The organism is Herbiconiux gentiana (assembly GCF_024978135.1).
Classification (GTDB): Bacteria; Actinomycetota; Actinomycetes; order Actinomycetales; family Microbacteriaceae; genus Herbiconiux; species Herbiconiux gentiana.
This window is the reverse complement of sequence record NZ_JANTEZ010000007.1, coordinates 75,613-89,242: the sequence shown is the minus strand read 5'-3', so window position 1 is coordinate 89,242 and position 13,630 is coordinate 75,613. Positions and strand designations below refer to the sequence as shown.

General features: G+C 69.7%; 9 protein-coding genes. 5 read left to right on the top strand and 4 right to left on the bottom strand.

All coding sequences use genetic code 11. The features are described from left to right. Window positions 1–86: 86 nt before the first annotated feature. The 5 genes from NVV95_RS15990 (at window position 87) to NVV95_RS15970 (ending at window position 5,870) form a co-directional block, all read left to right on the top strand. Window positions 87–1,784, top strand: a complete 1,698-nt coding sequence (locus NVV95_RS15990; protein ID WP_259487544.1) for a circularly permuted type 2 ATP-grasp protein — start codon at window positions 87–89, stop codon at window positions 1,782–1,784. A gap of 5 nt (window positions 1,785–1,789) precedes the next feature. Then, complete coding sequence (locus tag NVV95_RS15985; RefSeq protein WP_259487575.1) at window positions 1,790–2,722, top strand: alpha-E domain-containing protein; 933 nt, start codon at window positions 1,790–1,792, stop codon at window positions 2,720–2,722. After that, window positions 2,719–3,564, top strand: a complete 846-nt coding sequence (locus NVV95_RS15980; RefSeq protein WP_259487543.1) for a transglutaminase family protein — start codon at window positions 2,719–2,721, stop codon at window positions 3,562–3,564. Before NVV95_RS15985 ends, NVV95_RS15980 begins: the two co-directional genes overlap by 4 nt. Before the next feature lie 83 nt (window positions 3,565–3,647). Next, window positions 3,648–4,556 carry an alpha/beta fold hydrolase gene (locus NVV95_RS15975; protein WP_259487542.1) on the top strand — a complete coding sequence of 303 codons (909 nt, stop codon included), beginning with the start codon at window positions 3,648–3,650 and terminating at the stop codon, window positions 4,554–4,556. A 3-nt stretch (window positions 4,557–4,559) separates the two neighbouring features. Continuing rightward, on the top strand, window positions 4,560–5,870 hold the full coding sequence (locus tag NVV95_RS15970) for an alpha/beta hydrolase (RefSeq protein ID WP_259487541.1): 1,311 nt from the start codon (window positions 4,560–4,562) through the stop codon (window positions 5,868–5,870). 59 nt (window positions 5,871–5,929) lie between these two features. Here the strand turns inward: NVV95_RS15970 and NVV95_RS15965 are convergent, their stop codons facing one another. From NVV95_RS15965 to NVV95_RS15950, 4 genes are all read right to left on the bottom strand, one after another. After that, window positions 5,930–8,197, bottom strand: a complete 2,268-nt coding sequence (locus tag NVV95_RS15965; protein ID WP_259487540.1) for a cell wall-binding repeat-containing protein — start codon at window positions 8,195–8,197, stop codon at window positions 5,930–5,932. 94 nt (window positions 8,198–8,291) lie between these two features. Then, entirely contained in the window at window positions 8,292–11,006 is a 2,715-nt protein-coding gene (locus NVV95_RS15960; RefSeq protein ID WP_259487539.1) for a glycoside hydrolase family 65 protein, read from the bottom strand. Window positions 11,007–11,130: 124 nt separating this feature from the next. After that, the gene (locus NVV95_RS15955; RefSeq protein ID WP_259487538.1) at window positions 11,131–11,877 is read right to left on the bottom strand and encodes an HAD family hydrolase; all 747 of its coding nucleotides are present in this window, start codon (window positions 11,875–11,877) and stop codon (window positions 11,131–11,133) included. 127 nt (window positions 11,878–12,004) lie between these two features. Continuing rightward, window positions 12,005–13,471, bottom strand: a complete 1,467-nt coding sequence (locus NVV95_RS15950) for a CitMHS family transporter (RefSeq protein WP_375163849.1) — start codon at window positions 13,469–13,471, stop codon at window positions 12,005–12,007. Window positions 13,472–13,630 lie beyond the last annotated feature (159 nt).

The window sequence follows — 13,630 nt, the reverse complement described above, 5'->3', positions numbered from 1 at the left end:
CGCGACCCGGACGCGACCCGGGCGGGCCCCCGCGCGGGGCGGACGTGCGAAACACCGCCGCAACACCCGAGCAGTAGGCTCACCGCATGGTTGACCTGTTCGACGGCTACGGCGCCACCCTGCTCACGCGATCCCGGCGTGCGGGGGCGAGCCCGTGGGACGAGATGTTCCCCGAACCCAAGTCGCAGGACGGCGTCGAGGCACGCGCCGCCTACAAGGACATCTACAGCGCCCTCGCCCGCATGACGCAGGAGGAGCTGCGCGGCCGCACCGACGCGCTGGCCAGCTCCTACCTCGCACAGGGCGTGACGTTCGACTTCGCCGGCGAGGAGCGGCCGTTCCCGCTCGATGCGGTGCCGCGCGTGATCGAGCAGAGCGAGTGGGTCGACGTCGAGGCCGGGGTGAAGCAGCGGGTCAAGGCGCTCGAGGCGTTCCTCGCCGACATCTACGGCTCGCAGGCCGCCGTGCGCGACGGGGTCATCCCGGCGGCGCTGATCAGCTCGTCGAACCACTTCCACCGCGAGGCCGCCGGCATCGTGTCGCCGAACAACGTGCGCATCCAGGTCTCGGGCATCGACCTGATCCGCGACGAGAAGGGCGCCTGGCGGGTGCTCGAGGACAACGTGCGCGTGCCCTCCGGCGTCAGCTACGTCATCTCGAACCGCCGCGTGATGGCGCAGACCCTGCCCGAGCTGTTCGTCAGCATGCGCGTGCGGCCGGTGGGCGACTACCCGAACAAGCTCCTGCAGGCGCTGCGCGCATCCGCCCCCGCCGGCGTCGACGACCCCACGGTCGTCGTGCTCACCCCCGGCGTCTACAACTCGGCCTACTTCGAGCACACGCTGCTGGCACGCCTGATGGGTGTCGAGCTCGTCGAGGGCCGCGATCTGTTCTGCTCGGGCGGCCGGGTCTGGATGCGCACGACCGCCGGCCCCACCCGCGTCGACGTGATCTACCGCCGGGTCGACGACGAGTTCATCGACCCGCTGCAGTTCCGTGCCGACTCGATGCTCGGCAGTCCGGGCCTGCTGCTCGCCGCCCGCCTCGGGAACGTCACCATCGCCAACGCGGTCGGCAACGGCGTGGCCGACGACAAGCTCGTCTACACCTACCTGCCCGACCTGATCCAGTACTACCTGGGCGAGAAGCCGATCATCCCGAACGTCGACACCTGGCGGCTCGAAGACCCGGGCGCGCTCGAGGAGGTGCTCGACCGGCTCGACGAGCTCGTGGTGAAGCCGGTCGACGGCTCGGGCGGCAAGGGCCTCGTGGTCGGCCCCGACGCCTCGCCGAAGGAGCTGGAGACCCTGCGCAACCGGCTGATCGCCGACCCCCGCGGCTGGATCGCCCAGCCCGTCGTGCAGCTCTCGACCATCCCGACCCTCGTCGAGGACGGGATGCGCCCCCGCCACGCCGACCTCCGCCCCTTCGCGGTCAACGACGGCAACGACGTCTGGGTGCTGCCCGGCGGCCTCACCCGCGTGGCGCTGCCCGAGGGCCAGCTCGTGGTGAACAGCTCGCAGGGCGGCGGCTCGAAGGACACCTGGGTCGTCGGACAGGACCCGTTCGCCCTGGTCGGGGCCGCCTCGCGCGACGCCCACGACATCCAGGGCCTCGTCGCCGAGCAGGCCGCGAACACCCAGGCCATCCCGATCATCGGGCACGGGCACCAGCCCGACCACTCGCCCGAAGACGCTCCGCGCAGCGACCAGTCGCAGCAGCAGCAGCAATCCCGGGTGTCGACGGATGCGCATCCCGGCCCCGTCACGAAGGGAGACGTGTGATGGCCATGCTGTCCCGCATCGCGGAGTCCCTGTTCTGGATCGGCCGCTACATCGAGCGCTCCGACGGGACCGCGCGCATCCTCGACGTGCACCTGCAGCTGCTGCTCGAGGACCCGTGGATCGAGGAGAACCTCGCCTGCCGCTCGCTGCTGTCGGTGATGGGCAGCGACGTGCCCGACGACAACCGCTCGCTGACGCGCGCCGACGTGCTCGCGCTGCTCGCGGTCGACCGCACGCATCCGGCGTCGATCGCCTACTCGCTCGGCGCCGCCCGCGAGAACGCCCGGCGGGCGCGCGAGATCGTCTCGACCGAGCTGTGGGAGTGCCTCAACACGACCCGCGCCCGCATGCCACGGAAGATCGCCGGCGAGAAGACGCACGAGTTCTTCGGCTGGGTGCGCGACCGCTCGGCGCTCGCCGTGGGCATCATGGACTCCAGCGCCAGCCGCGACGAGGCCTGGCACTTCTTCACTCTCGGCCGCTCGATCGAGCGGGCCGACATGACAGCGCGACTGCTGGCCACCCGCAGCCTGACCGAGGCGAGCGGCCCGTCGTGGACCACGATCCTCCGCTCCTGCGGCGCCTACGAGGCCTACCTCCGCACCTACCGGGGCGTGCCGAGCGCGCGCAACGCGGCCGAGTTCCTGCTGCTGGACCGCCTGTTCCCCCGCTCCATCCTGTACTCGGTGTCGCGCGCGGAGCAGTGCCTGCGCGACCTCGGGCCGCGCAACGAGCGCCTCGGGGTCACCGACAGCGCTCAGCGGCTGCTCGGCCAGATCAGGTCGCAGCTGGAGTACCGGCCGATCACCGAGATCCTGCACGAGCTGCCGCGCCACATGGACAGCGTGCAGGACGCGACGAGCGCCGCCAGCGAGGCCATCCGGCAGCGCTACTTCCCCACCAACCTGGCCCCGAGCTGGATCGGAGAGAGCGCATGAACCGGCTGCGCATCCGGCACGTCACCGGGTACCGCTACGAGGGCGAGGTGCAGGCCTCGTACAACGAGGCGCGCATGCTGCCCGTCTCGTCGGAGGCGCAGTTCGTGCTGCACTCCTCGCTCGAGATCGCCCCGGTCTCGTCGAACCACGGGTACATCGATTACTGGGGCACGCGGGTGTCGTCGTTCGAGGTGCTCACGCCGCACAAGGAGCTGTCGCTGACGGCGACGAGCCTGGTGGAGGTGCGCAACCGGCCGCACGCCGCGCATCCGCTCGACTGGACCGAGCTGGCCGCCCAGGCGGCGACCTCGACCACCTACGTCGAGCAGGCGAAGCAGACCCGGCTCACCACGCCGGCCGACGACCTCGTCGCCTTGGCCGAGTCGATCGCGGCCGCCCACACCTCGCCGTGCGACGCGGCGCTGGAGATCTGCACCGAGATCGGCCGGCAGGTCGAGTACGTGCAGGGCGTCACCGGGGTGCAGTCGACGGCGCGGGAGTCGTGGAAGGACAAGCGGGGCGTCTGCCAGGACATCACGCACATCGCGATCGGCGCGCTGCGCTCGGTCGGTATCCCGGCGCGCTATGTGTCGGGGTACCTGCACCCGAAGCCCGGCGCCGCGATCGGCGAGACGGTCACCGGCGAGTCGCACGCCTGGGTCGAGTGGTTCTGCGGGGAGTGGCGCGGCTTCGACCCGACGAACCTGATCGACATCGGGGAGCGGCACGTGATCGTGGGGCGCGGGCGCGACTACAACGACATCGCGCCGCTGCGCGGGGTGTACGCCGGGCCGTTCGGGTCGCAGCTGTTCGTGAAGGTGGAGATCACGCGGGAGTCGTGAGCTCGGTGGGCGGATGCTCGACTGCTCCGTTAGGGGGGTGCCGTCGCCCGGTGGCGCCACCGCGGGAGATGCCACAATGACGTATGCCTGAGCAAGCGTCGCCGAGCGCGCACTTCACCGCCGTGTTCGAGGACGCGCAGGGCGTCGCCATCACCTACTACGGCTGGACGGTGGAGCAGCCCCGCGCCGTGGTACAGATCTCCCACGGGCTCGGCGAGCACGCCCTCCGCTACGCCGCCCTCGCGGCCGAGCTGAACGAGGCCGGCTATAGCATCTACGCCGCCGATCAGCGCGGCCACGGGGCGACGGGCCTCGCCCAGCACGGCGGCGACCGCAGCAAGATGGGGCGGCTCGGTCCCGGCGGGCTGCGGGCCACGGTCGACGACATCCGTCAGCTGGGTGTGCAGGTCGCGCGCGAGCATCCTGAGGTGCCCCTCGTGCTGCTCGGTCACAGTTGGGGCTCGCTGATGGTGCAGATGCTGGTCAACACCCCCGCGCTCGCGCACTACGCCGGCGTGGTGCTGGTGGGCACGGCGTACCGGATGCCCGGGTCGATGGACGGCGGAGACCTCACCCGCCGGCACCGCCCGCGCGCAGGTCAGCCCGGCGCGCCCGGCAACGGCTTCGAGTGGCTCTCGCGCGACCTCGAGGCGCAGCAGCGTGCGGCCGACGACGAGCTGATGTTCCCCGCCGAGGTGCTGAAGCTGTTCGGGGTGGCCGACGGGCTGCGGCTGTTCGGGCGGCCGGCCCGGCACCTGGTGGCCGACGTGCCGGTGCTGATCATCGTCGGCGACGACGACATCCTCGGCGGTCGGGCGAGTGCCACGAAGCTGCGGCAGGCCTACCTCGAGCGCTCGGGGCTGAGCGACGTCGAGCTCCATGTGTACCCGGATGCCCGGCACGAGATCCTGAACGAGACCAACCGCGACGAGGTGGTGCGCGACCTGCTCGCCTGGCTCTCGCGCACCGTCGCACCGACGGCGGGGGAGTAGCCCGTGGACGCACTGCTCGAGCTCCCCATCATCGACGGCCCGCTGATCTGGGTCGTCGTCGGACTCTCGGTCGTGGTGCTCGGGTACCTGATCGTGCGTCCGCCGCGCATCCGCTGGCTGCTGACCGTGCTGGTCGGGCTGCTCGCCGGGGCGATCGTCGCATTCGGGGTGATCGCCTGGGCCGAGCTCACCGACGCCTTCGGCATCGCGCTGCCCATTCAGGTGAAGGCGATCGCGGTCGCGACCTTCGCCGCGGTGGGGGTCGCCGTGGTCAACCTCTGGCGGTCGCGGTGGTGGCGCAAGGTGATCGCGGTGCTCGGCGTGCTGCTGTTCGCGGCGTCGGGCACCCTCGGCGTGAACGCGTACTTCGGCCTGAATCCGACGGTGGCCTCGCTCCTCGGCATCACGGTCGAGCATCCGATCGTCATACCGACGCCTACACCGGGCCCCACCTCGACCGACGACCCGGATGCGGGCAAGCCCCTCTACGAGACCTGGACGGCGCCGGCGGGGATGCCGACGGTCGGCACCCAGGGCACGCAGGTCATCCCGCCCACGGCGTCGGGCTTCTCGTCGCGGCCCGCCGGCATCTACCTGCCGCCCGCGGCGCTCGTGCCGGGCGCGCCCAAGCTGCCGTTCCTGCTGCTCATGATGGGGCAGCCGGGCAACCCCGAGACCGACTTCGTGGCGGATGCGCTCGACGCCTATGCCGCGCAGCACGACGGCCTGGCGCCGATCGTGATCGTCGCCGACCAGCTGGGCGACCCCAACCAGGACCCGGTCTGCGCCGACACCGCCGCCCTCGGCAACGCCGAGACGTTCATCGTGCAGGACGTCATGAACTGGGCGCGGGCGAACCTGAACATCCTGCAGGATCCGGCCCACACGACGATCGCGGGCTACTCCAACGGGGGCGGATGCGCGTTCAAGTACGGCGCGAAGTATCCGGAGATCTTCGGCAACGTCTTCGACATCTCGGGCGAGGAGTACCCCGGGTCGGAGGAGCCGCAGCAGGTGATCGCCTCGCTCTTCGGTGGGGACGCGGCCGCGTTCGAGGCGCAGAAGCCGGAGAGCATCCTGACCTCGGGGGCGCACGCGTACCCCGACACGTTCGCGATCTTCACGGTCGGGGGTAACGACCCGGCCTTCATGCCCGAGGCGGCCTCGGCGTCGGCGGCGGCCACCGCGGCCGGCTGGAAGACGACGTACTACGTCGTCCCCGGCGCCGGTCACGTGCAGGACGCGATCCGCGGCGGCATGGAGAAGGGCTTCGAGCTCCTCTACCCGCGCCTCGGCCTGGCGCCGCCGGCGTAGCTTGGCTGTGCCGGGTAGCCCGCGGGATCCCTCGTGGGCTCGCTCGCCGACGCTCGCCATCACTCGCGCCGGAGGAAGCCTCGAAGTTGGCTGGCCACGGATTCGGTGACGGCGGCCGGTCCGCCGACGATGATGATCTTGCGCGGATTGAGCCTGCGGAGCTCGGAGGCGATCTCCCCAGGGATGCCGTCACGACGAATGAGGAGCACGGGGCCGCTCTCGGCCGCGGCTGCGGCTGCGGACGACAGGGCGTCAGGAAAGTTCTCACCTGAGGCGACGTAGACCGTTCGCGTGGACGCATCGAAGTTCGCCGCCGAGGCGTTGGCTGCGACGACGAATCGGTCGCTGCCTCCGATTCTCGAGACGGGCGCGATGGTCATCAGCGCCCCGGCGACCGAATCGGAGATGGCGTTGATGCCGCCGAGGACGACTATCTTCTCAGGCCTCAAGCGCTTCAGTTCGTCGGTGACCGCGGTCGGGATGTCATCTCGCGTGGTCAACAGAATCGGTCCGGCCGAGCGGCCGGCGAGAGCGCCGGCGACCAGTGAGTCGGGGAAGTTCTGCCCGGACGCGATGTACGCGACCTTCGCGCCATCGTGGAACATGAACGCCGATGTCGCAGCGGCCGTGGCGAAGCGGTCGGCGCCGCCGACTCTGATTGCCGGACGGCCGGTGACTGATTCGATCTCGGTCACGACCTTGTCGCTGATGACGGCTGACCCTCCGATCACGACTACGCTTCGGGGGCGGTAGCGGCGCAGCTCCGTCGCCACGTCCGCGGGAAGCTCGTCCTTCCGTACCAGCAGCACGGGGGCCCCGACGCTGCGAACGGCTGCCGCTGCAGCCGACGCCGCGAGTGCATCCGGGTAGGTCTCGCCAGAGGCCACGTAGACGAGCGAGAACGTGTCTTCGCTGAAGAGACGTTTGGAGACCGCGGCGGTGACCTCGAAGCGGTCGGCGCCTGCCACGCGGATGACATCGGGGGTGTCGGCGATATTGCGGATGAACACCTGGTCGTCGGTCGACACAGAGCCCTCGATCAAATTCGTCGAGGTTGAGACGAAGACAGCGAACCGGCCGTCACCGGAGACCACGGAGCTCACGGGCAGGATGTTGCCCGGCCTGGCCGCTCCGCCGCTCGCCCAGGGCTTGGAGAGCAGCATGACGTCGTTCGTCACCATGTTCCTCAGGTAGCTCTGCTCCGTCCCTCCGGAGTTCGTGGCTGCGGTCACTCCGTTCTCCAGTGAAGAGAACGTGATCGCGGAGCCGTTCGCAGACACGCTGGGCCGTGAGCCCTTGACGATCGCACCGGACTGGGAACGGCTCACCAGGGTGGTTACTGCCTTCGCGAGGTCGCGAGTGAAGACGTGTGGTCCGCCGGTGAGCGTTTCTCCGGTCAGATTGCTCGCCGAGGTGTCGAAAGCGACCGTTCTGCCGTCTGCAGAGATGCGCGCAGAGGCGACGTGTTCATTTGCACCCGCGGTTCCGGCTGCATCTGCACTGACCAGTGACGTCGTCGATGAGTCGAGATCGCGAAGGTAGACCTGATCTCTGGAACCCGACACCGAGGTCAGTGCGGATGCGGTCACGAACGTGACTCGCCGTCCGTCGGCGGAGATAGAGGGGAGTGTGGCGCTATCCGTCGCCGACGACGAGGGAGTCGCGGAATCCACGCTCACGGTTCGGGTGGTTCTTGCGATCAGATCGTGGACGTAGACCTGCGTGACGCCCCGCGACGGTGTGGTCGTGAGGTTCGACGCGCCGCTTTCAAAAGCAACCACGGTGCCGTCGCCGGAGATAGTCGCTTTGCCGCTCGCCGTGTTCGCGGCGGCGGCGCTGCCATCGGCGGAACTGGCGAGCTGGAAGTATCCGGTCAATCGGTCCCAGACGAGGACCTGTTGGACACCGCCCGGAAAGGCGACCCCGAGATTCGCTGCTCTCGTCGAGAAAGCTACGTAGCGACCGTCGGCAGAGACCGCCGGGTCGATCGAGTTGTCGGTGCCCGCGACGCCGGCACTCGCCGATATCATCGTCGTCTTTCCGTCGATGACGTCTCGAAGGTAGACCTGCGAGATGCCCGCTGTGGGGACATCCGTGAGATTGCTCGCCTTGGAGGAGAAGGCGACGTAGCGGCCATCGGCGGAGACGGAGGGGGAAGTTGCACCTCGATCGCCAGGGAGTGTGTCGCTGGCGCCTCGCGCGACGCTGACCAGTTGCGAACGTGCCGGTGACGGGAGCGCCGCTTCAGCAGGCGCCACCGTCGCCATCGGCGCCAGCAGAGCGCCGAGTGCCAGTACCGAGCCGACGAGCAGGGGAGATCGCATCATGTTCCAGTCCTCGACATTAGGCGAGAAATGCTCGCGTTAGTGAAGCTTGAAGCTTACGGCGAGGATGCGGTCTTCGACCGTGAGTACTTCTTACTTAGTCGAAGCCGACGATGGACTCCGGGTCTTCGACGTCGGAGACGATCGTGGGCATGGAGGCGGTGATGACCGAGCCGTCGCCGCGCACGGTGCCCTCGATGTCGGAGGTGGTGGGCGCGCCCTCGATGGTGGGGCGGTCGTCGGCCAGCGGGACCGTGACCGGCGTGCCGGGGGTGAGCAGCACGCGCGCACCCCGCACCCAGACCTCGACCGAGCGGGTCGACCCCGACTCGGGTGAGGCGTAGGTGATGGTCGATGTGGTGTCGCCCGCGCCGCCCGCCGTGGCACCGGCCTCGGCCGCAGCAACACCGGCCGCACCAGGCGCCCCGTCGATCGCCGCAGCCGGCGACGGCGCCGACGGGGCACCGGGTGCCCCGTCGATCGCCGCGGCCGGCGAGGGCGCCGACGGACCGAGGATCGTGAAGGTCATCTCATGCTGGTGCAGGTCGACCTCGATCAGCGAGCCGTGGATCGTCACGTGGAACACCAGCGACGACCACTCCTCGGGCAGCCGCGGGTCGAAGGTGAACTTGCCGAGGTAGTCGCGCATGCCGCCGAAGCCGAACGCCAGGGCGCTCCAGACGCCGCCGGTCGAGGCCACGTGGATGCCGTCGGCGGTGTTGTGGTGCAGATCGCCCAGGTCGACGAAGAGGGCGGCCTGGAAGTAGCCGAGCGCGAGCTCGCGGTAGCCGACCTCGGCCGCGATGATCGCCTGCGTCGAGGCTGACAGCGTGGAGTCGCCGGTGGTGAGCGCGTCGTAGTACTCGAAGTTCGCCCGCTTCTCGGTGGTGGAGAACTCGTCGCCCTGCAGCAGCAGAGCCAGCACCACGTCGGCCTGCTTGATCACCTGGAAGCGGTAGATCACCAGCGGGTGGAAGTGCAGCAGCAGCGGCCGCTTCGAGGCCGGTGTGTTCTCGAGGTCCCACAGCTCCTTCTCGAGGAACTGCGCGTCTTGCGGGTGGATGCCGAGGTCGGCGTCAAACAGGATGTGCATCGCCTCCGCCGCCTCCGACCACTCCTCGATCTCGTCCTCGGTGAGGTCGAGGCGCTTCGCCATGGCGGAGTAGTCGTCGGGCCACTCGTGCCGCAGCCGTCGGGTCTGCCGCACGGCCGCGCGCAGGTTGGCGCGCGCCATCACGTTGGTGAAGAGGTTGTCGTTCACGACCGTGGTGTACTCGTCGGGCCCGGTGACGCCGTGGATGTGGAAGGTCTGCGGCCCGTGGTCGCCCTCGCGCCCGCGCCAGAACCCGAGGTCGGCCCACATGCGCGCCGTCTCGACCAGGATGTCGATGGCCCCGCGGCGCAGGAAGTCGTCGTCGCCCGAGGCGGCGACGTACTGCGAGAGCGCGTGGGAGATGTCGGCGTCGATGTGGTACTGCGCCGTGCCGGCCGCGTAGTACGCCGACGACTCGAGGCCGTTGATGGTGCGCCACGGGAACAGGGCGCCGCGCTGGTTCAGCTCGATCGCCCGGTCACGGGCGGCGGGCAGCATGCCCTGGCGGAAGCGCAGCGCGTTCCGCGCCACCTGCGGCGAGGTGTAGGTGAGGAAGGGGAGCACGTAGATCTCCGTGTCCCAGAAGTAGTGGCCGCCGTAGCCCGAGCCCGAGACGCCCTTCGCGGCGATGCCGCCGCCGTCGGTGCGCGCCGTCGACTGCGCGAGCTGGAAGATGTTCCACCGCACGGCCTGCTGCACGGCCGGCTGCCCGGCGATCACCACGTCGGACCGCCGCCAGAAGTCGGCCAGCCACTCCTCCTGCCGCGCGAACACCTCTTCGATCGGCGTCTCGCGGATGCGGTCGAGCGTGCGGTTCGCCCGGTCGGCCAGCTCGGTCGTGGGCACCGTGGAGGAGGTGTGATAGGCGATCGTCTTGATCAGCCGGATGCGCTGCCCGGCCTTCGCGCGCACGCGGTAGACCTGCTTGGCGATGTCGTCGTCGATCTGCGCCGACTCGTCCCACTCGTTCGTGGTCTCGAGGTGGTGCTCGGCGCCGACCGCCAGGGTCATGCCCGAGTTCGCCGTGCGGTAGCCCAGCACGTAGCGGCCCTCGTGGATCCACTTGAAGCGCGGCAGCAGCACCCGCTCGCTGAACGAGGAGGCCTTGCGCGGATCGCCGATGCCGTTGCCTCCGGCCCCGGCGACGGGAGTGTACTCGTCGACCCGGTCTTGGCGGTTGAGGATCTGGCTCGAGATGAGCACCGAGGCGTCGGAGTCGAGCATGGTGACCTCGTAGTCGATGACGGCGAGGTGCCGGTCGGTGAACGAGACCAGGCGCCGCGAGCGGATGAGAACGCGCTTGCCCGAGGGCGTGCGCCACTCCACGACCCGCTCGAGCACGCCCGTCTTGAAGTCGAGCCGACGCGAGTACTCGATGGTGTCGGCGTCGGCCACCACGAAGGGCTCGTCGTCGACGTAGAGGCGGATGACCCGTGCATCCGGCACGTTCACGATGGTCTGGCCGACCCGGGCGAAGCCGTACGCCTCCTCGGCGTGCTTGATCTGCCAGGTGTCGTGGAAGCCGTTGATGAAGGTTCCCTCGGCATAGGCCTTGTGGCCCTCCTCGAAGTTGCCGCGGAGGCCGAGGTAACCGTTGCCGACCGCGAACAGTGTCTCGGTGCGGCCCTGCGTGTTCGTGTGGAACTCGGCTTCGGTGAGCGCCCACTCGTCGAGCGGGAACTGGCTGCGGTCGAGCGGGTCGGAGGCGATGGGGTTCATCGAGTGCTTTCTCGGGGAGGGTGCGCGGTGACGGGTCGATCGATGCTAGCGAACAGCGGATGCGCGGGGCAGCGCCTGGGGAGGAAAACCGCCCGGGACGAAGAAGTGCAGGAGAAGAAGGAGGTCAGCGCAGGGCGGGGATGAGCTCGTCGAGGTCGTCCACGACGATGTCGGCCCCCGAGTCGAGCAGCTCCTGCGCCCCGACCCCGCGGTCGACCCCGATCACGAGCGCGAATCCGCCGTCGCGCCCGGCCTGGACGCCGGAATGCGCATCCTCGACCACGATGCACTCGTCGGTCGACAGCCCGAGCAGTGCGGCGGCCCGCTGGTACGTGTCGGGCGCCGGCTTGCCCGAGATGCCCTCGGCGGCGGCGACCAGGCCGTCGACGATCACGTCGAAGCGGTCGCGGATGCCGGCCGTCGTGAGCACCGCCTCCGCGTTGCGCGAGCTCGACACGACGGCCACCTCGTACCCGGCGGCGATCGCGCGCTCGAGCATCGTGGCCGAGCCCGGGTAGGGCGCGATCCCGTCCTCGAGCAGGGCCGCCGCGAAGGCGTCGTTCTTGCGGTTGCCGAGCGCCCAGACCGTGCCCTCGCCGGCCGGGTCGTCGGGCGTGCCGTCGGGCAGCGACAGGCCGCGCGAGTCGAGCAGCGACTTCACGCCGTCGAAGCGCGGCTTGCCGTCGATGTAGAGGTAGTAGTCGTCGTCGCTGTACGGCGCGGATCCGTGCGCCTCGAGATACGGGGTGAACAACCGCGACCAGGCACGCATGTGCACGTCGACGGTCGGGGTGAGCACTCCGTCGAGGTCGAACAGGAACGCTTTCGACGAGGCGATGCGCGTCTGGTCGCGGACTGCGGTTTCGGTCATGGTCAAACGCTACGCGCTCCACGTGAACGACGTGTAATCGCCGTGTTTCGATCACGGGCACAGCGGATGCCCGCCGCGACCGTCCGCGGCGAGCATCCGCCCCCTCGATGAGAATCGGTGAGACCCCTCACCCGATGCCGATCGCGCCGATGCCGACGCCCACCGCGAGCATCACCAGCGCCACGATGACCGCGCGCCAGAGCACCTTCTTGTGGTGGTCGCCGAGGTTCACACCGGCCAGCGAGACGAGCAGCAGGATGGCGGGCACCAGCGGGCTCTGCATGTGCACGACCTGTCCGGTGATCGACGCGCGGGCCATGTCGACCGGGTCGATGCCGAACGCCGAGGCGCTCTCGGCGAGCACAGGGAGGATGCCGAAGTAGAAGGCGTCGTTCGACAGGAAGAAGGTCATCGGGATGCTCAGGAGCCCCGTGATCACGGCCGAGAACGCGCCCAGCGAGGCGGGGATGGAGGAGGCGACCCAGGCGGCCATGGCGTCGACCATGCCGGTTCCCTCGAGCACGCCGATCAGCACGCCGGCCGCGAGCACCATCGACACGACGCCGACGATCGAGGGGGCGTGGGCGACGATGCGCTCGGCCTGCTGCGAGACCCGGGGGAAGTTCACCAGGATCGCGACCGCGCTGCCCGCCATGAAGACGTAGGCGAGTGGCAGCACGTCGGCGACGAGCAGCACCATCACGGCCACGGTGAGCACGAGGTTGAACCAGAACAGCTTCGGGCGGAGGGTGGGACGGTTCGGGTCGAGCATCGTGTCGGCCATGGCGGTGTCGGCCGGGTTGACGAGGGCCTGCAGGGCTCCGGTGGAGATGCGCTCGACCTGGGTGGCGGTGCGCGCCGAGCCGCCCGAACGACCCGAGCCGCCCGAACGGCCGGAACCGCCGACCCCGGGACGCGGAGCCGACGGGCGCCGGAACAGCCCGCCTCGCGCCGAGCCGGCACGAGCATCCGGAACCTCGCCCTCGGAACCCGGCAGCGCCAGCGACCCCAGCCGCTTGCGCTCGAGCCGCCCGAGGTGCCACGCGAACAGGAAGATGACGGCGAGGCCGGCCAGCATCGACGGGATCATCGGCGTGAACACGTCGCTCGGCGAGAGCTCGAGCGCCGCCGCGGCCCGGGCGGTCGGCCCGCCCCAGGGGAGGATGTTCATGGTGCCGTTGGCGAGGCCCGCGACGCAGGTCAGCACCACGGGGCTGAGGCCGAGGCGCAGGTAGATCGGCAGCAGGGCGCTGGTGACGACGATGAAGGTGGTCGATCCGTCGCCGTCGAGCGAGATGACCGAGGCGAGCAGCGCGGTGCCCACCACGACCTTCACGGGGTCGTTGCCGACGAGGCGCAGGATCAGCCGCACCAGCGGGTCGAACAGCCCGACGTCGATCATCAGACCGAAGTAGATGATGGCGAACATCAGCAGCGCCGCGGTGGGGGCGAGGCCGCCGATCGCGTCGAGCGCCATGTCGCCGATGCCGAGGCCTGCGCCGGCGAACAGGCCGAAGATGGTCGGCACGATGATCAGGGCGAGCACGGGCGTCATGCGCTTGGTCATGATCAGCACCATGAAGGCGGCGACCATTCCGAATCCGAGTAGTACGAGCACGGGAGACTCCTTCGTCTGTTTCCGGAAGACTAGGAACAGGCCCGGTGCCGGCGCGCGCTACTGCGCATTTGCCGCGAACACCGCATTGCGCTCGTTCTGCGCATTCTGCTCATCGGGTCACCGGCCGCGGGGTTA

What these genes read in the sequence shown, in the direction of transcription:
- NVV95_RS15990 (WP_259487544.1), top strand. Translation starts at nt 87, where the DNA reads ATGGTTGACCTGTTCGACGGCTACGGCGCCACCCTGCTCACGCGATCC.
- NVV95_RS15975 (WP_259487542.1), top strand. Translation starts at nt 3,648, where the DNA reads ATGCCTGAGCAAGCGTCGCCGAGCGCGCACTTCACCGCCGTGTTCGAG.
- NVV95_RS15960 (WP_259487539.1), bottom strand. Translation starts at nt 11,006, where the DNA reads ATGAACCCCATCGCCTCCGACCCGCTCGACCGCAGCCAGTTCCCGCTC.
- NVV95_RS15965 (WP_259487540.1), bottom strand. Translation starts at nt 8,197, where the DNA reads ATGATGCGATCTCCCCTGCTCGTCGGCTCGGTACTGGCACTCGGCGCT.
- NVV95_RS15950 (WP_375163849.1), bottom strand. Translation starts at nt 13,471, where the DNA reads ATGGTCGCCGCCTTCATGGTGCTGATCATGACCAAGCGCATGACGCCC.
- NVV95_RS15985 (WP_259487575.1), top strand. Translation starts at nt 1,790, where the DNA reads ATGCTGTCCCGCATCGCGGAGTCCCTGTTCTGGATCGGCCGCTACATC.
- NVV95_RS15955 (WP_259487538.1), bottom strand. Translation starts at nt 11,877, where the DNA reads ATGACCGAAACCGCAGTCCGCGACCAGACGCGCATCGCCTCGTCGAAA.
- NVV95_RS15980 (WP_259487543.1), top strand. Translation starts at nt 2,719, where the DNA reads ATGAACCGGCTGCGCATCCGGCACGTCACCGGGTACCGCTACGAGGGC.